Origin of the sequence: Comamonas kerstersii, from assembly GCF_002056725.1 — a bacterium.
In the GTDB taxonomy this organism is placed as follows: domain Bacteria; phylum Pseudomonadota; class Gammaproteobacteria; order Burkholderiales; family Burkholderiaceae_C; genus Comamonas; species Comamonas kerstersii.
Genome location: NZ_CP020121.1, coordinates 1,405,322 through 1,426,142, shown reverse-complemented (window position 1 = coordinate 1,426,142; position 20,821 = coordinate 1,405,322). Strand labels below are relative to the sequence as shown.

The window sequence follows — 20,821 nt, the reverse complement described above, 5'->3', positions numbered from 1 at the left end:
GACGCTGCAGGGGAGGTCTACATCCGGAAATGTTCGCCGAGGTATACCCGGCGCACATCCGGATTCTCGACAATCTCCTGCGGCGTTCCCTGTGCCAGCACTGTGCCATCGCTGATGATGAACGCGTGGTCACAGATGCCCAGTGTTTCGCGCACATTGTGATCAGTAATCAAGACGCCAATGCCGCGCTCCTTGAGGAAGCTGATGATGCGCTGAATCTCGATCACGGCGATGGGGTCAATACCGGCAAACGGCTCATCCAGCAGGATGAAGCGCGGATTCGTGGCCAGTGCGCGGGCAATCTCCACGCGGCGGCGCTCACCACCGGACAGCGCCAGCGAAGGCGACTTGCGCAGGTGGTCCACGCGCAGCTCCTGCAGCAGCGTGGTCAGTTGCTGCTCAATGGCTTCGCGCGACAGCGATTTGCCACTGGCATCTTTTTGCAGCTCCAGCACGGCACGCACGTTGTCTTCCACATTGAGTTTGCGAAAGATCGATGCTTCCTGCGGCAGGTAGGACAGACCCAGGCGCGAGCGCTGGTGAATCGGCATATTGCCCACGGAGTGGCCGTCAATCAGCACATCACCCCCGTCGCTGCGTACCAGCCCCACGATCATGTAGAACGACGTGGTCTTGCCCGCGCCGTTGGGGCCGAGCAGCCCGACGACCTCACCCTTTTGCACGGTGATGGACACGTCTTTGACCACCTTGCGGCTGCCATAGGACTTGGCCAGATGCCGTGCCTCGAGCTTGCTCACCGCGGCAGTGTCTTGGGTCTTCTCGGCCATTAGTTTCCTTGCAGTTTCAGTGCATCCGAAGGCTGCAGCGTCTGTGCAGGTGCGCTGGACGGTGCTGGCGTAGTGTTCTTGGGCGCCAGGATGGCTCGGACACGGCCGCCGGAGCCAGCAGGGGCTGACGAAGGCTCATTGCTGCGCTTTACGCCATCCACGGTGAACACGTCCGTGAGGTTGTTGTAGGTGATGACGCTGCCCATGATGTCGTCACTGAGCTGGCCACCCGTGTAGCGGCGCAGCTGGCCGCGGCGGATGAACTTCACGTCATCCGTCTTGCCGTTGTATTCAATGATCTCGCCCTCGCCCTCGATCACCTCTTCAGGTGCTCCCGGTGCGGTATCGCGCTTCTGACGGAAATAGGCACGCTGGCCCGGGGCAGCCTTGACCACGCCATGCTGGTAGCCCTCGGCATCCTGCCGTACATCCAGCTGTTCGCCGCGCAGCACGATGGTGCCCTTGGTCATCACCACATTGCCCGTAAACACGCTGGTCTGCGTCAAGTCGTCATGGCGCAGCGCGTCCGACTCGATATTCATGGGTTTGTCGCGGTCAGCACGCTCGGCATGTGCAAGGCCTGTGGCCCCGGCGAGGGCTGTCAGCAAAAGACAGGTGATGAGTTTGGAGTTCATGGGCAAGGCACGTTTCTTGCGACACATTGTAGTCATGCCGCTTGTGGTCCATAAAAAAGTCCGCATGGCGCGGACTTTTCATTCAGCTACAGATGCAGAGCTTACTTGGTGCTCTGGGCAATCAGGTAATCCACCACCAGCAGCACATTGGGCATGCTGCCAGCCATGGGGCCATCGGTGTAGTAGCGGCCTGCCACACCAATGGAGGGCACGCCTTCTACGTCGTAAGCCTGTTGCAAGGCAGTGGCCTTGCGCACCTGGCTGGCTACGTTGAAGGAGTTGTAGATCTCCTTGAACTTGGCCACGTCCACACCCTGCTTGCCTACCCATGCAAAGATGGCGTCGTCAGTGGCCAGACGGTTGCGCTCCACGTGGATGGCATGGAAAGCCTGGGCGTGCATGGCATCGAAGTTGTCCATGGCCTGCAGCGTGTAGAAAAGCTTTTGCTGGGGCACAAAGCTCGAGTTGAACGCCACAGGTACGCGGCGCACCACGACGTTCTCAGGCGCCTTGGCCTTCCAGGCTGCAAACACAGGCTCAAACGCATGGCAGTGCGGGCAGCTGTACCAGAAGAACTCCACCACTTCGACCTTGCCAGCGGGCACATCGGTAGGCGCAGGCTTGGACAGGCGGCGGTACTGCTTGCCTTCCTGAGGCACGGCAGGCTGGGCGATCGCAGGGCTCAGGCCCCAGGCCAGAGAGGTGGCAGCCGTGGCTGCAGCCAGAGAGAAATGGCGGCGTTGCATCAAAAGGACTCCTTCTCGAAATATGGCATGTCAGAGCCTGTCAGGCCCCATAAGTTCACTGCTGCACGCGCACCATGCTGGAATCGATGCCTGCATCGTCCAGCCTTTGCTTGAGCTGCGCAGCATCCCCGCGCTTGTCAAACGGACCAATGCGCACGCGGAAGACCACACGGCCATTTTGCTCACGCTCGCTGATGCGAGCTTCCCAGCCCATCATGGCCAGCTTGGCGCGCTGGGCGTCTGCATCGGCCTTGCTGCGGAAAGCGCCAGCCTGCACAAAGTAGTGAAAGCCGTCATTGGTGGCAGCTGCTTCTGCCGCAGCCTTCGCTTCTGCAGCGGCCTTGGCCTCAGCAGCCTTGAGCTGTGCATGCGCCAGATCACCCAGCGGGTCGGCAGACACGGCAGGCGGCTGCGCCACAGGGTTCTGTGCAGAGGTCGCAGGGGCAGGCGGCTGCACCTCAGGCGCAGCAGGTGCCGCACCACGCTCAGGCTGAGCGCCTGTCAGCGGTGCATTGGGGTTCCAGTTGCGATAGCGCTCACTATCGCCCTGGCGGTCATCTGCAGACCGAGGATCACCCTTGAAGGGCACGGGCATCTTGGTGACGTAAACCGCCACCCCCAGTCCGATACCCAGACCCAGAATCACACCGATGATGAGACCAAGGAGGGTGCCTCCCCGTTGCTGATTACCCATAAGACTGCCTGTCACCTTGCTTGATAGTTCACTGAGAGTGGCTTACATGCGCTCGGGCGCGCTCACGCCCAGCACTGCCAGGCCATTGTGCAGCACCTGTGCGGTCGCGGCGACCAGTGCCAGACGTGCCAGCTTGACCTGTTCATCATCCACCAGAATGCGCTCGGCATCGTAGTAGCTGTGATAGCAGGAAGCCAGGTCACGCAGGTAGAAGGTCACATCGTGCGGTGCATTGCCGTTGGCAGCCGCCGTCAGCATCTCGGGGTACTTGGCCAGCATCAGCATCAGCGCCTGGGCCTGTGGGCCTTCCAGTGCCGACAGATCCACGTCCTTGAGCTGCTCCAGCTTGCCGCCCTGCTCCTGCCAGGTGCGCAGCACCGAGCAGATGCGTGCATGGGCGTACTGCACGTAGTACACAGGGTTGTCGTTGTTCTGCGCCACGGCCAGGTCCACGTCGAAGGTGTACTCGGTATCGGGCTTGCGGCTCAGCAGGAAGAAGCGCACGGCGTCCTTGCTGGTCCACTCGATCAGGTCACGCAGCGTCACGTAGGAGCCTGCACGCTTGCTGATCTTGACCTCTTCGCCATTGCGCACCACGCGCACCATGGTGTGCAGCACGTAGTCAGGGTAGCCAGCGGGAATGCCCACATCGGCCGCCTGCAGGCCAGCGCGCACACGGGCGATGGTGCCGTGGTGGTCGGTGCCCTGAATGTTCACGACCTTGGTAAAGCCACGCTTGAACTTCTGGATGTGATAGGCCACATCAGGCACAAAGTAGGTGTAGTGCCCGTCGGTCTTGCGCATCACGCGGTCCTTGTCGTCACCGTATTCGGTGGACTTGAGCCACAGTGCGCCGTCCTGTTCATAGGTCTTGCCATTGGCAATCAGGCGCTGCACGGTCTCGTCGACATAGCCGTTGGTGTAGAGGCTGGACTCCAGGTAGTACTGGTCAAACTTCAGGTTGAATGCCTGCAGATCCTTGTCCTGCTCATTGCGCAGATAGGCCACGGCAAACTGGCGGATGTTGTCGTAGTCCTCCACATCGCCATTGGCGGTGAACTCACGGTCGTCCGCATGCACGGTTTCCTTGTTCAGGAAAGCCTTGGCAATGTCGGCAATGTAGTCACCGTTGTAGAAATTCTTGGCCAGGGGGTTGTCGCTGTCGGTGGGCCAGCACTCGTCACCGGGCTTGAAGCCCTTGGCACGCAGCTGCGTAGACTTGGTCAGCGTGTCGATCTGCACGCCCGCGTCGTTGTAATAGAACTCGCGGTGCACATTCCAGCCCTGGGTGGCGTACAGGTTGCTGATGGCGTCGCCAATCGCTGCCTGGCGGCCGTGGCCCACGTGCAGCGGGCCCGTAGGGTTGGCAGACACAAACTCCACCAGAATCTTTTCACCGCGGTCAGGCTGGTAGCCGAACTTCTCGGCCTGGCCCAGCACTTCGCGAATGATTTCCTGCTTGGCTGCAGGCTTGAGGCGAATGTTCAGAAAGCCGGGGCCAGCGATCTCGATGGCATCCACCCACTGCTGGAAAGCAGGCGTGGCTTCCAGCGCGGCCTTGAGCTGCTCACCCAGTGCGCGTGGATTGGCCTTCAGAGGCTTGGCCAGCTGCATGGCTGCCGTACAAGCGAAATCGCCATGGGCTGCCACTTTAGGGGTTTCAAATGCCGCGCGTGCGCCAGCGCCTGGCGAAAGTGTTTCGAGCTGCGCAGCCAGCGCTGCGAGCAATTCTTGTTTGACAGAAAGCATCCGGCGATTTTACGTGCCAAGGCCGCAGCGTGCCGAAGCCCTGCCCGCCATGCCTACATGCCCCGCACCCAGAAGACAGCGATCACGGCAATCACCGGCATGATGTGTGCCTGCACCATGATCCAGCGGCGCACGGCGCGCACCGCATCTTCTGCAGGCAAAGCCCCCGTGGCTTCCAAGGCCTGATGCCATTTGCGCAGCTGTATGGAGGGCCACACGGCCAGCGCCGCCATCACCACGAACAGCAGCATCTTCCAGTGAAACAGCGGCTGCGAGACATACCAGTCCCAGCCCTTGATGCCCCAGACCAGACGCACCACGCCGGTCAGCAGCAGCACGAGCAGCGCGCCCACATAAATCACATCCAGCCGCGCCAGACGGCGCACCACGGCAGCATTCATCCATTCCGTGCGGCACAGGGCCGCCTGGCTGGACATGAACACCACCGCCGTCAGAATGGCCAGCATGTGCAGGCTGGCAAAAATCGCTTCCAGGGTCATGCTTGTATGCCTTTGCTCCAGAACTCGGGACGTGCATAGTGTGCCCGCAGATAGTCCATCCACAGGCGCAGGCGCAGCGTCATGTGCTTGCGCTGTGGAAACACGAGGTAAATCCCGTTAGGTGGTGCTGCAAAGTCTGCCAGCACTTCCACCAGGCGGCCTGCGGCAATCTCGCCTTCCACTTCCCAGGTGCTGCGCCAGGCAATGCCCCAGCCGCCCAGGCACCAGTCGTGCAAGACCTGCCCGTCCGAGCAATCGAGCGGCCCCGAAGGCTTGATGTGCACCACCTCCTCGCCCACATCGCCCGGCAGGCGAAAGGCCCAGCCGCGCGTTTGCGAAGCATCGCTCGACAGCGTCAGGCACTTGTGCTGCGCCAGCTCCGAGGGATGCTGCGGCGTGCCGTAGCTGCGCAGGTACTCGGGCGTTGCCACACACAGACGGCGGTTGTCTGCCAGCCGCACGCTCACCAAAGAGGAATCGGCCAGATCACCCACACGCACGGCGCAGTCATAGCCTTCCCCGGCCAGATCCACCACGCGGTCGCTCAGGTTCAGGGAAATCGTCACATCCGGGTGCAGATCATGAAAGCGCGGCACCAGCGGTGCCACATGGCGGCGGCCAAAACCGGCAGGGGCGGTGATGCGCAAATGCCCCGTGGCCTTCACTCCGCCTGCGGACACGCTGGCCTCGGCATTGGCCACATCGGCCAGCAGGCGCTGGCAGTCTTCCAGAAAGGCACTGCCTTCGTGTGTGAGCGTAATGCGCCGCGTGGTGCGCACCAGCAGCTTCACGCCCAGATGTTCCTCCAGCGCATCCAGCCTGCGCCCCATGATGGCAGGGGCCACCCCTTCTGCCTTGGCAGCTGCCGTCAGGCTGCCCTTGGTAGCGACAGAGACGAAAGACTCGAAAGCTTTGAGTTTGTCCATGGCTGCTTGCGCCAAAAATTTGCATCAAATTAGCCTCTAGCGCTTATCCAGCAAGCGTTAGTAGCTATCAATAGTGCATAAGACACTATGAGCTAGTGTCGTTCACTTTTGCATAAAAGTCATTAGTTCTGCGCGTTTTGTCCAATTTATTAACGCATTCATTTGCAATACAGTGGTACGCAATGCCTGCAAAAGGAAGCGCGCTTCCTCCCTGCGGCCCCGGTTCCCCTGCATTCCCATCATTCAAGGAGGTTGCTCCATGACAGCACGTACCACCGTCCACGGCCTGCAAGTGGCCACCGAACTGCACAACTTCATCAACGAACAGGTGCTGCCCGGCACCGGGGTCGATGCCGCCGCCTTCTGGCAAGGCTTTGATGCCCTGGTCAACGACCTGGCCCCCAAGAACGCCGCCCTGCTGGCCGAGCGTGACCGCCTGCAAAAAGAGCTGGACACCTGGCACAAGGCCCACCCCGGCCCCATCACCAATATGGCGGGTTACCAGCAGTTTCTGAAGCAGATCGGCTACCTGGTCGAGCAGCCCAAGGACGCCAAGGCCACCACCGAAAACGTGGACGCCGAACTGGCCCAGATCGCTGGCCCCCAGCTGGTCGTGCCCATTCTGAACGCCCGCTACGCCCTGAACGCTGCCAACGCCCGCTGGGGCTCGCTGTATGACGCGCTGTACGGCACAGACGCCATCAGCGAAGAAGGCGGCGCAGAAAAAGGCAAGGGCTACAACCCCGTGCGCGGTGCCAAGGTCATTGAATTTGCCCGCAACTTCCTCGACCAGTCCGTGCCACTGGCCACTGGCTCGCACAAGGACGCAACGGCTTACAAGGTCGAAGGCGGCAAGCTGGTCGTCAGCCTGAAGGACGGCTCCACCACTGGCCTGAAAGATGCCGACAAGTTCGTGGGCTACCAGGGTGACGCAGCCGCGCCATCTTCCGTACTGCTGAAGAACAACGGCCTGCACATCGACATCATCATCAACAAGTCCACCCCCATCGGCCAGTCTGACGCTGCTGGCGTGGCCGACGTGGTGGTAGAAGCGGCCATCTCCACCATCCTGGACCTGGAAGACTCCGTCGCCGCCGTCGATGCCGAAGACAAAGTGCTGGGCTACAGCAACTGGCTGGGCATCCTCAAGGGCACGCTGACCGAGTCGTTTGAAAAGGGCGGCAAGACCGTCACCCGTGGCCTGAACCCGGACCGCGAATACACCGGTGCCAACGGCCAGCCTGTCAAGCTGCATGGCCGCTCGCTGATGTTTGTGCGCAATGTGGGCCATCTGATGACCAACCCCGCCATCCTGTGGGGCACAGAAGGCAAGGAAATTCCCGAAGGCATCATGGACGCCGTCATCACCACGACCATCGCCATCCATGACCTCAAGGGCCTCGGTGCCAACGGCATTCGCAACAGCCGCACCGGCAGCGTCTACATCGTCAAGCCCAAGATGCACGGCCCTGCGGAAGTGGCCTTTGCCAACGAGCTGTTCGGCCGCGTGGAAAAGCTGCTGGGCCTGCCAGAGAACACCGTCAAGCTCGGCATCATGGACGAAGAGCGCCGCACCTCGGTCAACCTCAAGGCTGCCATTGCCGCGGCTCCTGCGCGCGTGGCATTCATCAACACCGGCTTCCTGGACCGCACAGGCGACGAAATGCACACCGCCATGCAGGCAGGCCCCATGGTGCGCAAGGGCGACATGAAGACTTCCGCCTGGCTGCAGGCCTATGAGCGCAACAACGTGCTGGTTGGTCTGACCATGGGCCTGCGCGGCCGCGCCCAGATCGGCAAGGGCATGTGGGCCATGCCTGACCTGATGAAGGCCATGCTGGAGCAAAAGATTGGCCACCCCAAGGCCGGAGCCAACACCGCCTGGGTGCCTTCGCCCACCGGCGCCACCCTGCACGCCCTGCACTACCACCAGATCAATGTGGCCGAAGTACAGAAGGAACTGGAAAAAACCAGTGCCGACGCCGAGCGCGAAAACATCCTGGCCGATCTGCTGCAGATCCCTGTGGCCAAGGACCCCAAGTGGAGCGACGCCGAAAAGCAGCAGGAGCTGGACAACAACGTGCAAGGCATCCTGGGCTACGTGGTGCGCTGGGTCGACCAGGGCGTGGGCTGCTCCAAGGTGCCAGACATCCATAACGTGGGCCTGATGGAAGACCGCGCCACGCTGCGCATCTCCAGCCAGCACATTGCCAACTGGCTGCTGCACGGCATCGTCACCGAAGCCCAGGTACGCGAAACCTTTGCCCGCATGGCCAAGGTGGTGGACCAGCAAAACGCAGGCGACCCTGCCTACAAGAGCCTGGACGCCAACCCCAACGGTGCCGCCATGCAGGCCGCGCTGGACCTGGTCTTCAAGGGCGTGGAACAGCCTTCGGGCTACACCGAGCCCCTGCTGCATGCATGGCGCCTGAAGGTCAAGGCCGGCGCCCGCTGAAGCCGCGGGGCCCCAGGCCCCGACAGGCCCGACCAAGCGCCCTGCGGGGCGCTTTTTGCATGCGGCCACCACCCCCGCAGATATTGCTACGGGATGTAAGGTTGTCATCAGCGTGTAGACGGAGGGGACGAGGATTGCTTGGACAATCGCCCGCCAATCAGGGTTTTTACTTACTCCATCTCCATGCCACTTCAACACATCTCCATCGGCAAGCGCCTGGGCCTGGCCTTTGCCGTGCTGACGCTGTTCATCGCCACCATGCTGGCAGTCGGCATCTGGCGCCTGCAGGCCGTGGCCCAGTCCACGGCCGACATGATGGCGCGCCCGCTCTCCAAGGAGCGCGTCATCTCCGACTGGTACCGCACCGTCTACAGCAACGTGAACCGCCACGCCCTGGTGGCCCGCAGCAGCGACGCCGAACTGGCGCGCCAGTTCGTGGCCGACAACGTCGAAGCCTCCAAGGCCTCGTCGCGCCAGCAAGCGCAACTGCAAAAGCTGATCAGCACGCCCGAAGAGCAGGCGCTGTTCGACCAGGTCAGCGTGCTGCGCACCCGCTTCGTGCAGGCCCGTGACACCATCTACCAGGCCAAGGCCGAAGGCCGGGCCGACGAGGCCGAGCGCCTGCTACGCAGCGACTTCCAGCCGGCGGCCGACGCCTACCTGCAGACCCTGCAGGCCCTGCTGGACCACCAGCGCCAGCGCATCAGCGAAGCCGCCGCCGGCGTGCAGGCCGAGTTTGAGCGCGGCCGTATGCAGTTGGCCGGCCTGGGGGGCCTGGCCGTGCTGATCGCCGTGGCCCTGGCCGTGGCCATCACGCGCAGCATCACCAGCCCGCTGGCGCGCGCCGTGCACGCCGTGGAAACCGTGGCCGCCGGCGACCTGACGCACCGCGTGCACAGCGATGCCCAGGACGAAACCGGCCAGTTGCTGCGCGCCCTGGACGGCATGGGTGACCAGCTGCGCAACGTGGTCGGCCAGGTGCGCCAGGGCGCGGACGGCGTGGCCTCGGCCTCCAGCCAGATCGCCAGCGGCAACCTGGACCTGTCCAGCCGCACGGAAGAACAGGCCAGCGCCCTGCAGCAGACCGCCGCGTCGATGGAGCAAATGACCTCCACCGTGCGCCAGAACGCCGACAACGCCCGCACCGCCAACCAGCTCGCGGTCTCAGCCTCGGAGCTGGCCAGCCGCGGCGGCCAGGTGGTCGACCAGGTGGTGGGCACCATGGGCGACATCCATGAGGCCTCGCGCAAGATCGTGGACATCATCGGCGTCATCGACGCGATTGCCTTCCAGACCAACATCCTGGCGCTGAACGCCGCCGTGGAAGCCGCGCGTGCCGGCGAGCAGGGCCGCGGCTTCGCCGTCGTGGCCAGCGAGGTGCGCACCCTGGCGCAGCGCAGTGCCGATGCAGCCAAGCAGATCAAGGACCTGATCACCGCCAGCGTGGAGCGTGTCGACGCCGGCCACACCCTGGTCGAGGAAGCGGGCGTGGTGATGCGCGACGTGGTGGCCGGTGTGCGCCGCGTGACCGACATCGTCGGCGAGATCAGCGCGGCCAGCCAGGAGCAGACCCAGGGCCTGGAACAGGTGCAGCACGCCATCACGCAGATGGATGCCGTGACCCAGCAGAACGCCGCCCTGGTCGAGGAAGCCGCCGCCGCCACGCGCGCACTGGAGGCCCAGTCCGTGCAACTGGTCCAGGCCATGGCGCACTTCCAGGTCGGCCAGGAACGCGCCGTCACCGCCACCCCGGCCCTGCTGACCCGGGCATGACCCGCAGCCCCGGCCCCGATCGGGGTCCGGGCAACGCACCGGCGTCTGACATGGCGCAAGCATCGCGCGGTCCGATATGGAGACAATTCGCTTTTCTCTTCACTGCACTGCACCATGCGCTCTTTCCGACTGCTCCCCCTGGCCGCTGTCGTAGCCGTTCCTCTCTGGCTGACCGGCTGCGCGACGGAAACGTCCCAGGCCCTGAACGCCACCCAGACCCAGAGCGCCAGCCGCAGCTACCACGGGCCACGCAGCCCGATCGCCGTGGGCAAGTTCGACAACCGCTCCAGCTACCTGCGCGGTGCGTTCTCGGATGGCGTCGACCGTCTGGGCAGCCAGGCCAAGACCATCCTGATGTCCCACCTGCAGCAAACCAACCGCTTCAACGTGCTGGACCGTGACAACATGGCCGAAATCAAGCAGGAAGCGGCCATCCAGGGCACCACACAGCAGCTCAAGGGCGCGGACTACGTGGTGACCGGCGACATCTCCGAGTTCGGCCGCAAGGAAGTCGGCGACAAGCAGCTGTTCGGCGTGCTGGGCCGCGGCAAGACGCAAACCGCCTATGCCAAGGTCACGCTGAACGTGGTCAACATCCGCACCTCGGAAGTGGTGCGCTCCGTGCAGGGCGTGGGCGAGTACCAGCTATCCAACCGCGAGATCATCGGCTTCGGCGGCACCGCCAGCTACGACTCCACCCTCAACGGCAAGGTGCTGGACCTGGCCATCCGCGAGGCCGTGGACCGCCTGTGCGAAGCCGTCGATGCCGGCGCACTGCCCGCCCTGGCCGCGACCGCACGTTGAAAGGCCGCACCATGCACCTCCACACCGCCATTCGCGCGGGCGCCAGCCTGGCGCTGGCCACCCTGCTGGTGGGCTGCGCCGCGCCCAAGCCCCTGTACAGCTGGAACGGCTACCAGAACCAGGTCTACCAGTACCTCAAGAGCGACGGCCCGGCCACCGAAGAGCAGATCCTGGCACTGGAAAAAGGCGTGCAGGTCAGCGCCAGCCAGGGCGCGCAGCTGCCGCCCGGCTACCAGGCCCACCTGGGCCTGCTGTACCTGAACACCGGCCGCACCAACCAGGCGCTGGCCGCCTGGGAGCAGGAGAAAAAGCAGTTCCCCGAATCGGCCCCGTACATCGACTACCTGGTCGGCAACCTGAAGAAGAACGGCATCTGACATGCGCATTCCCCTGATCCCCCGCATCCTGAAGTGGTTGCCCCTGCTGGCCACCTGCGCCTGGCTGGCGGGCTGCGCCACGGCCCCCGGCAAGGACTACAGCGCCTACCGCGCGGCCAAGCCGGCCTCCATCCTGGTGCTGCCGCCCATCAATGACGCACCCGAAGTGCAGGCCAGTGCCAGCGTGCTGTCCCAGGCGACCCTGCCCCTGGCCGAGGCGGGCTACTACGTCCTGCCCGTGACCCTGGTGAGCGAAACCTTCCGCCAGAACGGCCTGGAAATCGCCAGCGACATCCACGAGGTGGCCCCCGCCAAGCTCCAGGAGATCTTTGGCGCCGACGCCGCGCTGTACCTGCGCGTCACCCGCTATGGCACCACCTACCAGGTGATCCAGAGCGCCACCGTGGTCAGCGTGGAAGCACGCCTGGTGGACCTGCGCACCGGCACCCAGCTCTGGGATGGCCGCGCCTCGGCCTCCAACCAGGAAGGCGGTAACAACTCGGGCGGCGGCCTGGTCGGCATGCTGGTGACGGCCCTGGTCAACCAGGTCGTCAACTCGGCCACCGATGCCGCCCACCCCATGGCCGGCGTGGCGATCAACCGCCTGCTGGCAGCCGGCACGCCCAACGGCTTGCTGTACGGACCGCGCTCGCCGCTGTACGGCAAGAACTGACGCGCTCCCCGGCCCGCAGGCCCGGTGTGGCTGGCAGGCCGGCGCCTGCACGCTTCCACATCCAGAGCATGCAGCGCGCTTGCAGCATGGGCTGAAGGCGGTTTTGACTTGATGGTTCGCGACCCCGGCGGCGCGGCCGCTCAGGCGGTCACGCACGCCGGCCGCATGTCCTGCATCAGCCGGTACAAGGCCTGGGCCGCCACGGACAGGCTGCGCCCCCGGCGGCGCACCAGGTAGATCTGGCGCTCCATCGCCGGCAGCTGCAAGGCCCGGGTGCACAGGCCGGGCTTGTCGAAATGGAACAGCGACAGCGCCGGCACCACGCTGATGCCCAGCCCCGCCTGCACCAGCCCCATCACCGTGGCCAGTTGCTCCACCTCGACCAGGGTGCGCAGGGTCTGGGGAAACAGCGCCGCATCCAGGTACTGGCGCACGCTGCTGTGCCGAGCCAGGTGCACAAACGGCCAGGGCTGCAGATCCGGCACGCCGATCTCGGCCTGCTGCGCCAGCGGGTGGTCGTCGCGGCACACCAGGTGGAAGCCATCGCGGCAAAACGGCTCCGCCTGCAGCTCGGGCGTGTCGGCGCGGATCGCCGCCAGGGCAAAGTCCGCCTCCCCCTGGGCCACGGCGGTGATGCAGGGCTCGGACAACACGTCCTGCACCGCCACCTCCACCCCGGGATGGCGCGCCAGAAACTGCGCCAGCACGCCGGGCAGCCAGCCCGCCGCCAAGGAGGGCAGCAGGGCCACGGCCACATGCCCGCGCGCCAACTGGGCGGTGTCGCGCATGGCCTTGGCGCAGTCCTCCAGTTCCTCGGCAATCCGCTGGGCCGACAGCCAGAAGCGCTCGCCCTCCTGCGTCAGCAGCACGTGGCGCGTGCTGCGGTCGAACAGCTTCAGGCCCACGTGGTCCTCCAGCGCCTTGATCAGCGCGCTGAACGCCGGCTGTGACAGGTGGCAGCGCGCGGCCGCACGGGTGAAGTTCTTCACCTCGGCAAGGGCCAGGAAGGCCTGGATGTCGCGGGCCGAAATATTCATCTGACTTCCAAATCAATTCATCTCAATTATCGATTTCACAGCTTAGCCAGCCCTTCCTATAGTGGCCAGCAGGAGATTCCATGACTTCACCCCACGCCACCACCCCGCCCCTACTGATCGGCTGCGCCGCGGGCTTCTCCGGGGACCGCATCGATGCCGCCGGCCCCGTCGTGCAGGAGCTGATCCGCCAGCGCCAGCCTGCGGTGCTGATCTTCGAGACCCTGGCGGAACGCACCCTGGCCCTGGCCCAGCTGGCCCGGCGCAGCAACCCCGAGGCCGGGTTCGAACCGCTGATGCCCGAGTTTCTGCGCCCGGTGCTGGCCGACTGCCTGCAGCACGGCATCCGCATCGTCAGCAACTTCGGCGCCGCCAACCCGCAGGCCGCGGCCCGCACCATCCACCGCCTGGCCCAGGCCCTGGGCACGCGCACGCCGCGGATTGCCGTGGTGCACGGCGATGACCTGAGCAGCCCCGCGCACCGCCCGCTGCTGGCCGAAGCCCTGACCGAGCGCATGCCCGCACAGGAACTGGTCAGTGCTAACGCCTACATCGGCGCCCAGCCGATTGCGGCGGCCCTGCAGTCCGGGGCCGACATCGTGGTCTGCGGCCGGGTGTCCGACCCTTCCTTGGTCGTCGGTCCGGTCATGGCCCACTACGGCTGGGCCTGGGACGACTGGGACCGCCTGGGCCGCGCCACCATGGTCGGCCACCTGCTGGAATGCGGCACGCAAGTGACCGGCGGCTACTTTGCCGATCCCGGCTACAAGGACGTGCCGGGCCTGGACCAGTTGGGCTATCCCATCGCCGAGATCGACGCCGACGGCCACTGCACCCTCTTCAAGCCCCAGGGCACGGGCGGCTGCATCACCCCGGCCACAGTCAAGGAACAGCTGCTGTACGAGATCCACGATCCGGCGCAGTACCTCACCCCCGACGTGGTGGCCGACATCACCCAGGCCCAGGTCAGCGCCGTGGGGCCCGACCGCGTGCGCCTGGAAGGGGTGCGCGGCCACCCCCGGCCCGACACGCTGAAGGTCAACGTCTGCTACGCCACGGGCTGGTTTGCGGAGGCCGAAATTTCCTACGCCGGCCCACGTGCGGCCGAGCGCGCGCGTCTGGCGGGTCAGACCATCCAGCAACGCCTGGGCCATCTCGCGCCGCTGCGCACCGACCTGATCGGCGTGACCAGCGTCTGGGGCAACGATGCCAGCAGCTGGCTGGACGGCGCCGACCTGCGGCACGCCCCCCACGATGTGCGCCTGCGCATGGCCTGGCAGCATGCCGACCACGCCACCGCCCAGCGCCTGCCGCGCGAGGTCAACGCCCTGTACTGCTGCGGTCCGGCGGGCGGCGGCGGGGTGCGCACACACATGCGCCAGCGCCTGGGGCTGACCTCCTGCCTGATCCCCCACACCCACATCCCCACCGGGTTCACCTGGGCCACCGCCCCTGGCCCGGCACCGGAGCACGCCCATGGCTGAACCCACCACCCTGACCGTCCCCCTGTACCAGCTGGCCCACGGCCGCACGGGCGACAAAGGCAACCGCTCCAACATCAGCGTGATCGCCTTCCACCCGCAGCTGTGGGAGCCGATCTGCGCCCAGGTCACCGAGGCCGCCGTGGCCCAGCTGTTTGCCGATCGCCAGCCGCGCCAGGTGCGCCGCTACCTGCTGCCGCAGCTGCAGGCCATGAACCTGGTGCTGGACGAGGTGCTGGACGGGGGCGTGAACGATGCCCTGAACCTCGACAGCCACGGCAAGACGCTGTGCTTCCGGGTGCTGCAGATGCCGATTTCCGTTCCCGGGGCACTCGCCCCCTGGATTGCCCGTCCCGCTTGACCATTCCCATAACCACACAGGAGACAACCATGACAAGCACGACCCGCCGCCACCTGCTGACCGCCAGCCTCGCGCTGGCCCTGGCGCCCGCCGCCTTCGCCCAGGGCAGCTTTCCCAGCAAGCCCATCACCCTGCTGGTGCCGTTCGCGGCCGGCAGCGCGACCGACCAGCTGGCGCGCGCCCTGGGCCTGTCGATCACCGAGCAGACCCAGCAGCCCGTGATCGTCGAGAACAAGGGCGGCGCCAGCGGCATGATTGCCGCCCAGGAGGCGGCCAAGGCCCCGGCCGATGGCTACACCGTGCTGATCACCACCAACACCACGCACGCAGCCAACGAGCACCTGTACAAAAAACTCGCCTACGACCCGGTCAAGGACTTTGCCCCGCTGACCGGCCTGGGCAAGGGCGGCCAGGTGCTGGTGGTGCCCATGAACGCCCCCTACAAGACCGTGGGTGAGCTGCTGGCCTTTGCCAAGGCCCACCCCGGCAAGCTGAGCTTTGGCAGCGGCAGCTCCTCCAGCCGCATGGCCGGCGAAATGCTCAAGCAGCTGGCCGGCGTGGACATCCTGCACGTGCCCTACAAAAGCAACCCGCAGGCCATCACCGACCTGATGGGCGGGCAGATCAACCTGATGGTCACCGACATGTCCACCGGCGTGCCGCAGATCAAGGCCGGCAAGCTGCGCGCGCTGGGCTACTCCACCTCCAAGCGCAGCCCCCAGCTGCCCGACGTACCCACCATCGCCGAAGCGGGCGTCAAAGGCTATGACATGGGCTACTGGTTCGCGGCCTATGCCCCCGCCCACACGCCCGCCCCCGTGGTGGCCAAACTCAATCAACTGCTGCGCACCGCCGTCGGCAGCCCGGCAGCGGCCTCGTTCTTCGACATGTCCGGCTCCGAGGCCTGGACCACCACCCCCCAGGAGTTGGCACAGTTCCAGACGGCGGAAACCACCAAGTGGGGGCAGGTGATCAAGGCTGCCGGCATCACGCCCGAATAAGCACCCTGCCCATCCACAACCAGGCCCTGCGGGGCCTGGGGGATCCCACGCGTGCAGACATTGGTCGCAATCCCCTGCGATCGCAGCGAAGCGAATACTAAATTCATCGCTGCTAGCGCTTTCTGCATAAGCCTTAGAGCGTGTTCACATCAACATTGGGTTCGCTGCCCCTGATGATGGAGATCACAAATGGGGTTGAAGGCTTTATGTGAACACGCCCTAGAGGCCAATTGGTCTTAAAACGCCAAACTAGCATCTACAAAACAATGCACTGGTTCACCCCCGCACGCCAGCTGCAGGACTGGCGTGCTTTCACATAAAAATTCTGATTGCCGACAGCATGTTTGAGCGGAACGACGAAGGAGTGCAGCGAGTTCTGTCGGACAGCGGCGCAGACGCGCTTTTTGGTCTCCACTCACATTGCTTCGCAATATGAGTTTCACCCCACGCAAGCGTGAAGGTTCCTTTTTGTCGCGCACAAAAAGGAACTCGGCTGTCGGGCCGAGACCCGACTCCCTCGCTCAATCCAAGCAAATCGCTGTAACAAAGCACGTGTAGCCCCCCCATCCCCGCCTTCCCCCAGCGGGGGAAGAAGTGAAATGCAACCCTCACCCCAGCCCTCTCCCGCAAGCGGGAGAGGCAGTGCCCCTGTTCACTTCAAGCAGACAAAACACCCACTTCCCATTACCATCCATCCATGAAGATGAGAACAATTCTTATTAGAAAAGCATGGATGGCCATGGTCATGGCGGGAGCACTGTCCGCCTGCAGCACCTGGCAGCCTGCCCCGCTCAGCACCGAAGCATGGCTGCAGCAGATAGCGCAACAGCCCATGCCTGCCGTACTGCTGCTGGGCGAGCAGCACGATGCCACAGCGCACCACCAGTGGGAGCAGCGCACGGTGCAGACCTTGGCGCAGCGCGGCCAGCTGGCTGCTGTGGTGCTGGAAATGGCGGACGATGGGCACAGCACACAAGCCTTGCCCGCCACAGCCACAGAGGCCGAAGTGCAGCAGGCGCTGCAATGGAATGACAAAGGCTGGCCGTGGAAGCACTACGGCCCCACGGTAATGACCGCAGTACGCGCCGGGGTGCCAGTCTTCGGTGGCAATCTGCCACGTGCGCAAATGCAAGCCGTCATGCAGCAGGCCAAGTGGGACAGCCATTTACCCCCGGCAGCCTGGCAGCGCCAGCGCGAAGCGATTCGCAGCGGCCATTGCGACCTGCTGCCCGAGGCCCAGACCACGCCCATGGCCCGTATCCAGCTGGCCAAAGATGCACGCATGGCACACACCCTGGAGCAACAGCTGCAGCCGGGCAAAACGGTGCTGCTGATTGCTGGCCGTGGTCATGTGCTGCGCAGCGTGGGCGTTCCTGCTTGGTTGCCTGCCGAAACATCCCGCACCATTGCCATTGCGCAGGCCGGAGACCAGCCCGTGGCCGATGCTGCAGACAGCGACCATGTGGTGCGCACCCCTGCCATGCCCCACAAAGACCACTGCGCAGCCTTGCGCAAGCAATGGAACAAGCCATAGCACCGGCACTTGCTAAGCTTGCAGCCCTTTGCATCTCTGTAAGCTTCCTCCCGTGCACCCCGCCACCATTCGCGGCGATGCCATTCCCGCCGGCTGCCAGACCATTGAAGTCCACCTCCAGGACCTGAACAAGCTGTTCGATGCCATGGACCCATCCCCCCTGCGCAGCAAGGACCTGCACTCCAGCGTGGTGGAGCACATTGTGGACAGCGCGCGGGCGCAGCCTTCGCGCTGGAAGCCGCTGGCGCTGATCCTGCACGTAGACCATCCAGCCGTGCAGACGCAGGCCGAGCAGGCCATCTGCAATGCCACGCGCGACTACTTCAGTCGACAGGCGGTGCATGCGCGACACCGCCTGCGCTTGCATCTGCGCCGGGGCGTCATCAGCCTGTGCATTGGCCTGTCTGTCCTGGCGGCAGCGCTGATTGGCTCGCAATGGCTGGGTGAAGGCACTGTCGCCTCCACCCTGCGCGAGACGCTGGACATTGGTGGCTGGGTCGCGCTGTGGCGGCCCATGGAGATATTTCTCTATGACTGGTGGCCCATCGTGGGCGACCGCATGCTGTTTCGCCGCCTGGGGCAGATGCCGATTCAGATTCAGTATTGCGCATCTGACATAGCTTCACAAAATATATAGCTGCCAGCGCTTGCGACATGAGCGCTGGAGGCACTTTTTATGCGCAAGTGAGGCATCCCCCCCTCATGTATCCAGCCAGCGCCTGCGGCCCTACACTGCAGGCCATGTCTGCTTCACTGAATCCTTCACACTGCCCGCTGTGCGGCCAGCCTAACCAATGTGCCGTAGCAGCCGGGCTGCCTGCCGAAAGCTGCTGGTGCATGCAAACCCAGATCGCGCCACAGGCACTGGAGCGCCTGCCTGCCGAGCAGCGTGGTCAGGCCTGCATCTGCCCCACTTGCGGTCAGGTCACTGTCGCCAACGGGCAGCCAGATGAAGTCCACAGGCGTAGGCTGCGCAGCCTGCGTTACTTGCTCTCTATGGGCTGATCTCTTTCATGCATCTGTTTGCACCCGCGCCTTCCGAAGTTCTGAAAGCCCGCTACGGCGATCGCTACCGCTGGCTGCTGCTGATGGCGCTGATGGTGGGCGTGATTGCCTCCATCATTCCCGCCACCAGCGTGAACGTAGCCATTCCGGCCATGAGCGCCTATTTCCAGGTGGGGCAGGAACGCGCGCAGTGGATCACCTCGTCCTTCATGATGGCCTCCACCATTGGCATGCTGGTCACGCCGTGGATGCTCTCGCGCTTTGGCTACCGCGCCACCTATGCCTACTCCATAGGGCTGCTGATACTGGGTGGCATCGTGGGCGGCCTGTCGCAGCACTTTGAGCTGATGCTGCTGTCCCGCGTGGCCGAAGGGCTGGCCGCAGGCATCATCCAGCCGATTCCTGCTGTCATCATCCTGCGCGCCTTTCAGCCGCATGAGCAGGGGCGCTCAGGCGGCATCTTTGGCATGGGCGTGGTGCTGGCACCTGCCATTGCACCTGCCCTGGGCGGTCTGCTGGTGGACTGGATGGGCTGGCGCTCTACCTTCTTCATGGTGATTCCTCCCTGCCTGCTGTCGCTGTGGCTGGCCTGGAAATTTGTGCCCACCTCCGCGCCCGAGGGGCAGCAGTCGCAGTCCAATGGCAACAAGCTGGATGTGCTGGGTCTGGGCCTGGTCACCGCTGGCACACTGGGCATCATGAATGCGCTGGTCGCCTTTCACCGCAGCCATACGGAAGCGGCCATCCTGCTGGCCGTGGCCGTGCTCTGCCTCGTGGCCTTTGTGCTCTGGCAGCAACGCCTGCTGCGCACCCAGAGGCAGCCCCTCATGGACTTGCGCCTGTTTGGCTACCGCCCCTTTGTCATGGGCAGCATCGTCTGCTTTATCTATGGCACCGCCATGTTTGGCTCTACCTATCTGATTCCGGTGTTCATCCAGATGGGGCTGGGCATGTCCGCTGCCTACGCAGGCAACCTGCTGCTGCCCGCTGGCCTTGTGCTGGCCATCACCATTCCGCTGGCAGGCCGCCTGGCCGATACCCAGCCTACGCACTGGCTGGTCAGCACGGGCATGCTGCTGCTGGCCATGTCCTTCCTGCTGATGCTCTGGGTCAACCCCGGTATTGATCTGTGGCTGCTGGCTGGCTTCATCATCGTGGGCCGCATCGGTCTGGGCTTTATCCTGCCCAGCCTGAACCTGGGGGCCATGCGCCCGCTGGATAAATCCCTGATCGCCCAGGGCGCAGGCACCATCAGCTTTATTCGCATGCTGGGCGGTGCCATTGGCGTGGGCCTGTGCGGCATCGTGCTGGAGTGGCGGCTGGATGTGCAGATGGCCAACCCCGCGCTCTCTGCCGCAGATGCCCGCATGGCCGCCTTCCATGAAAGCTTTGTCATGCTCACCGCGCTGTGCCTGCTGGCCTTTCTTGCCGCCACACAGTTGCGCTCGCCGAAGAAAACGCTCACCTAAGGAGGATCTGCAGTACGACCAGGTCGCGCTTGCTGCTTTGCAGGCCTGAGGCGTGTTGCGGGACTACCAGGCGCAAGGTGTTGCCTTCATGTTGGGCCAATCGGGTGCCTGCATGGGTGCCTGCATGGGTGCCTGCATGGGTGCCTGCATGGGTGCCTGCATGGGTGCCTGCATGGGTGCCTGCATGGGTGACGACATGGGCCTGGGCAAGAGCCGCCAGACCGTGGTGGCCTGCCGCCTTGCTGCAGGCAAGCAGCGTGTCCTCATCGTTTGTCCAGCCTCGTTGCGGCTGAACTGGGAGCGCGAGATCAAGAGGGTCTACCCCGATGCGGTCGTCGGCATGCTGGGCGATGACCGCATGGCCACGCTGCATGGCTGTGACTGGGTGATCGGTAACTATGAGCGCATGGGGGGCTGGTGCGTGAGGTCGACCTGCAGTTCCAGGTATCAAGGTGTTCATCGGCACCACGATGGCCGCTGGAGTGGGTATCACGCTGACCGCGGCGAACATCGTTGCCTTCGCGTCCATGCCTTGGACGCCAGCGCGGATGCGCCAAGCGGAGGATCGTGCCTGCCGCCTGGGCCAAAAGCGTGATGTCCTGGTGCTGGTCCCTGTCATACCAGGCACGATCGACGAAGGCGTGCTTGCGCTGCAGGAGAACAAACGGACGACAGAGGAGGAGGTGATTGAGGCCGCCAAGATGGGATTGCCTGCTGAGCAGAGGGCACTTGGTGAGCGTGCCGAAGGAGGTGATTGAAGAAATGGACCCCAAGCCTCATACCCGGATGTACTCAAGCGCCTCAATCCTGGCTGGC

Annotated in this window: 21 protein-coding genes and 1 pseudogene; 14 read left to right on the top strand and 8 right to left on the bottom strand. The window is 64.4% G+C overall.

Annotated elements, in window-relative coordinates:
• Positions 1 to 17: 17 nt before the first annotated feature.
• From lptB to B5M06_RS06610, 7 genes are all read right to left on the bottom strand, one after another.
• The gene (lptB, locus tag B5M06_RS06640; protein ID WP_054065352.1) at positions 18 to 788 is read right to left on the bottom strand and encodes an LPS export ABC transporter ATP-binding protein; all 771 of its coding nucleotides are present in this window, start codon (positions 786 to 788) and stop codon (positions 18 to 20) included.
• Positions 788 to 1,423 (bottom strand): lipopolysaccharide transport periplasmic protein LptA, encoded by a 636-nt coding sequence (lptA, locus tag B5M06_RS06635; protein ID WP_054065362.1) that lies wholly within the window; start codon positions 1,421 to 1,423, stop codon positions 788 to 790. Before lptA ends, lptB begins: the two co-directional genes overlap by 1 nt.
• 101 nt (positions 1,424 to 1,524) lie before the next feature.
• The gene (locus B5M06_RS06630) at positions 1,525 to 2,169 is read right to left on the bottom strand and encodes a thiol:disulfide interchange protein DsbA/DsbL (protein WP_054065351.1); all 645 of its coding nucleotides are present in this window, start codon (positions 2,167 to 2,169) and stop codon (positions 1,525 to 1,527) included.
• A 55-nt stretch (positions 2,170 to 2,224) separates the two neighbouring features.
• Positions 2,225 to 2,863 (bottom strand): SPOR domain-containing protein, encoded by a 639-nt coding sequence (locus B5M06_RS06625; RefSeq protein ID WP_054065350.1) that lies wholly within the window; start codon positions 2,861 to 2,863, stop codon positions 2,225 to 2,227.
• Between the two features lie 42 nt (positions 2,864 to 2,905).
• Complete coding sequence (gene argS, locus B5M06_RS06620) at positions 2,906 to 4,612, bottom strand: arginine--tRNA ligase (protein ID WP_054065349.1); 1,707 nt, start codon at positions 4,610 to 4,612, stop codon at positions 2,906 to 2,908.
• Between the two features lie 53 nt (positions 4,613 to 4,665).
• Positions 4,666 to 5,112, bottom strand: coding sequence for a DUF2214 family protein (locus B5M06_RS06615; protein ID WP_054065348.1), 447 nt, complete (start codon positions 5,110 to 5,112; stop codon positions 4,666 to 4,668).
• Positions 5,109 to 6,038: a LysR family transcriptional regulator gene (locus tag B5M06_RS06610; RefSeq protein WP_054065347.1), complete on the bottom strand. Its 930-nt coding sequence runs from the start codon at positions 6,036 to 6,038 to the stop codon at positions 5,109 to 5,111. The genes B5M06_RS06615 and B5M06_RS06610 overlap by 4 nt, the downstream gene beginning before the upstream one ends.
• A 259-nt stretch (positions 6,039 to 6,297) precedes the next feature.
• Between B5M06_RS06610 and B5M06_RS06605 the strand changes: the two genes are divergently transcribed.
• The 5 genes from B5M06_RS06605 to B5M06_RS06585 all read left to right on the top strand — a co-directional run bounded on the left by B5M06_RS06605 (position 6,298) and on the right by B5M06_RS06585 (position 12,120).
• Complete coding sequence (locus B5M06_RS06605; protein WP_054065346.1) at positions 6,298 to 8,493, top strand: malate synthase G; 2,196 nt, start codon at positions 6,298 to 6,300, stop codon at positions 8,491 to 8,493.
• A gap of 183 nt (positions 8,494 to 8,676) precedes the next feature.
• Positions 8,677 to 10,266: a methyl-accepting chemotaxis protein gene (locus B5M06_RS06600; protein WP_054065345.1), complete on the top strand. Its 1,590-nt coding sequence runs from the start codon at positions 8,677 to 8,679 to the stop codon at positions 10,264 to 10,266.
• A gap of 114 nt (positions 10,267 to 10,380) precedes the next feature.
• Positions 10,381 to 11,070 carry a CsgG/HfaB family protein gene (locus B5M06_RS06595; protein ID WP_054065365.1) on the top strand — a complete coding sequence of 230 codons (690 nt, stop codon included), beginning with the start codon at positions 10,381 to 10,383 and terminating at the stop codon, positions 11,068 to 11,070.
• Positions 11,071 to 11,081: 11 nt separating this feature from the next.
• On the top strand, positions 11,082 to 11,447 hold the full coding sequence (locus B5M06_RS06590; protein WP_054065373.1) for a DUF4810 domain-containing protein: 366 nt from the start codon (positions 11,082 to 11,084) through the stop codon (positions 11,445 to 11,447).
• Position 11,448: 1 nt separating this feature from the next.
• Positions 11,449 to 12,120, top strand: coding sequence for a DUF799 domain-containing protein (locus B5M06_RS06585; RefSeq protein WP_054065366.1), 672 nt, complete (start codon positions 11,449 to 11,451; stop codon positions 12,118 to 12,120).
• Positions 12,121 to 12,260: 140 nt separating this feature from the next.
• Here the strand turns inward: B5M06_RS06585 and B5M06_RS06580 are convergent, their stop codons facing one another.
• Complete coding sequence (locus tag B5M06_RS06580) at positions 12,261 to 13,157, bottom strand: LysR family transcriptional regulator (protein ID WP_042417616.1); 897 nt, start codon at positions 13,155 to 13,157, stop codon at positions 12,261 to 12,263.
• A gap of 80 nt (positions 13,158 to 13,237) precedes the next feature.
• On the opposite strand from B5M06_RS06580, the gene B5M06_RS06575 reads away from it, so the two are divergent.
• The 9 genes and pseudogenes from B5M06_RS06575 (at position 13,238) to B5M06_RS17395 (ending at position 20,763) form a co-directional block, all read left to right on the top strand.
• On the top strand, positions 13,238 to 14,638 hold the full coding sequence (locus B5M06_RS06575) for an acyclic terpene utilization AtuA family protein (RefSeq protein WP_054065367.1): 1,401 nt from the start codon (positions 13,238 to 13,240) through the stop codon (positions 14,636 to 14,638).
• The gene (locus tag B5M06_RS06570) at positions 14,631 to 14,996 is read left to right on the top strand and encodes an AtuA-related protein (protein ID WP_054065368.1); all 366 of its coding nucleotides are present in this window, start codon (positions 14,631 to 14,633) and stop codon (positions 14,994 to 14,996) included. Before B5M06_RS06575 ends, B5M06_RS06570 begins: the two co-directional genes overlap by 8 nt.
• Positions 14,997 to 15,025: 29 nt before the next feature.
• The gene (locus B5M06_RS06565; protein WP_054065369.1) at positions 15,026 to 15,997 is read left to right on the top strand and encodes a Bug family tripartite tricarboxylate transporter substrate binding protein; all 972 of its coding nucleotides are present in this window, start codon (positions 15,026 to 15,028) and stop codon (positions 15,995 to 15,997) included.
• 697 nt (positions 15,998 to 16,694) lie between these two features.
• Positions 16,695 to 17,531 carry a ChaN family lipoprotein gene (locus B5M06_RS06560; protein WP_054065370.1) on the top strand — a complete coding sequence of 279 codons (837 nt, stop codon included), beginning with the start codon at positions 16,695 to 16,697 and terminating at the stop codon, positions 17,529 to 17,531.
• 52 nt (positions 17,532 to 17,583) lie between these two features.
• Positions 17,584 to 18,168: a hypothetical protein gene (locus tag B5M06_RS06555; protein WP_054065371.1), complete on the top strand. Its 585-nt coding sequence runs from the start codon at positions 17,584 to 17,586 to the stop codon at positions 18,166 to 18,168.
• 104 nt (positions 18,169 to 18,272) lie between these two features.
• Entirely contained in the window at positions 18,273 to 18,536 is a 264-nt protein-coding gene (locus B5M06_RS06550; RefSeq protein ID WP_077344455.1) for a cysteine-rich CWC family protein, read from the top strand.
• Positions 18,537 to 18,544: 8 nt separating this feature from the next.
• Positions 18,545 to 20,005, top strand: a complete 1,461-nt coding sequence (locus B5M06_RS06545; RefSeq protein WP_054065372.1) for a DHA2 family efflux MFS transporter permease subunit — start codon at positions 18,545 to 18,547, stop codon at positions 20,003 to 20,005.
• Positions 20,006 to 20,093: 88 nt separating this feature from the next.
• A pseudogene (locus tag B5M06_RS17400) lies at positions 20,094 to 20,273 on the top strand (hypothetical protein); the annotation flags it as partial.
• A 184-nt stretch (positions 20,274 to 20,457) separates the two neighbouring features.
• Positions 20,458 to 20,763, top strand: coding sequence for a helicase-related protein (locus B5M06_RS17395; RefSeq protein WP_054065733.1), 306 nt, complete (start codon positions 20,458 to 20,460; stop codon positions 20,761 to 20,763).
• Positions 20,764 to 20,821: the final 58 nt, after the last annotated feature.

Excerpts from the sequence above, each read along its gene's own strand:
- B5M06_RS06610 (WP_054065347.1), bottom strand. The coding sequence starts at position 6,038 with ATGGACAAACTCAAAGCTTTCGAGTCTTTCGTCTCTGTCGCTACCAAG.
- B5M06_RS06630 (WP_054065351.1), bottom strand. The coding sequence starts at position 2,169 with ATGCAACGCCGCCATTTCTCTCTGGCTGCAGCCACGGCTGCCACCTCT.
- B5M06_RS06590 (WP_054065373.1), top strand. The coding sequence starts at position 11,082 with ATGCACCTCCACACCGCCATTCGCGCGGGCGCCAGCCTGGCGCTGGCC.
- argS (WP_054065349.1), bottom strand. The coding sequence starts at position 4,612 with ATGCTTTCTGTCAAACAAGAATTGCTCGCAGCGCTGGCTGCGCAGCTC.
- B5M06_RS06600 (WP_054065345.1), top strand. The coding sequence starts at position 8,677 with ATGCCACTTCAACACATCTCCATCGGCAAGCGCCTGGGCCTGGCCTTT.
- B5M06_RS06615 (WP_054065348.1), bottom strand. The coding sequence starts at position 5,112 with ATGACCCTGGAAGCGATTTTTGCCAGCCTGCACATGCTGGCCATTCTG.
- B5M06_RS06595 (WP_054065365.1), top strand. The coding sequence starts at position 10,381 with ATGCGCTCTTTCCGACTGCTCCCCCTGGCCGCTGTCGTAGCCGTTCCT.
- B5M06_RS06565 (WP_054065369.1), top strand. The coding sequence starts at position 15,026 with ATGACAAGCACGACCCGCCGCCACCTGCTGACCGCCAGCCTCGCGCTG.
- B5M06_RS06625 (WP_054065350.1), bottom strand. The coding sequence starts at position 2,863 with ATGGGTAATCAGCAACGGGGAGGCACCCTCCTTGGTCTCATCATCGGT.
- B5M06_RS06570 (WP_054065368.1), top strand. The coding sequence starts at position 14,631 with ATGGCTGAACCCACCACCCTGACCGTCCCCCTGTACCAGCTGGCCCAC.
- B5M06_RS06545 (WP_054065372.1), top strand. The coding sequence starts at position 18,545 with ATGCATCTGTTTGCACCCGCGCCTTCCGAAGTTCTGAAAGCCCGCTAC.
- B5M06_RS06605 (WP_054065346.1), top strand. The coding sequence starts at position 6,298 with ATGACAGCACGTACCACCGTCCACGGCCTGCAAGTGGCCACCGAACTG.
- B5M06_RS06580 (WP_042417616.1), bottom strand. The coding sequence starts at position 13,157 with ATGAATATTTCGGCCCGCGACATCCAGGCCTTCCTGGCCCTTGCCGAG.
- B5M06_RS06560 (WP_054065370.1), top strand. The coding sequence starts at position 16,695 with ATGAAGATGAGAACAATTCTTATTAGAAAAGCATGGATGGCCATGGTC.
- lptB (WP_054065352.1), bottom strand. The coding sequence starts at position 788 with ATGGCCGAGAAGACCCAAGACACTGCCGCGGTGAGCAAGCTCGAGGCA.
- B5M06_RS06585 (WP_054065366.1), top strand. The coding sequence starts at position 11,449 with ATGCGCATTCCCCTGATCCCCCGCATCCTGAAGTGGTTGCCCCTGCTG.
- B5M06_RS06575 (WP_054065367.1), top strand. The coding sequence starts at position 13,238 with ATGACTTCACCCCACGCCACCACCCCGCCCCTACTGATCGGCTGCGCC.
- lptA (WP_054065362.1), bottom strand. The coding sequence starts at position 1,423 with ATGAACTCCAAACTCATCACCTGTCTTTTGCTGACAGCCCTCGCCGGG.
- B5M06_RS06550 (WP_077344455.1), top strand. The coding sequence starts at position 18,273 with ATGTCTGCTTCACTGAATCCTTCACACTGCCCGCTGTGCGGCCAGCCT.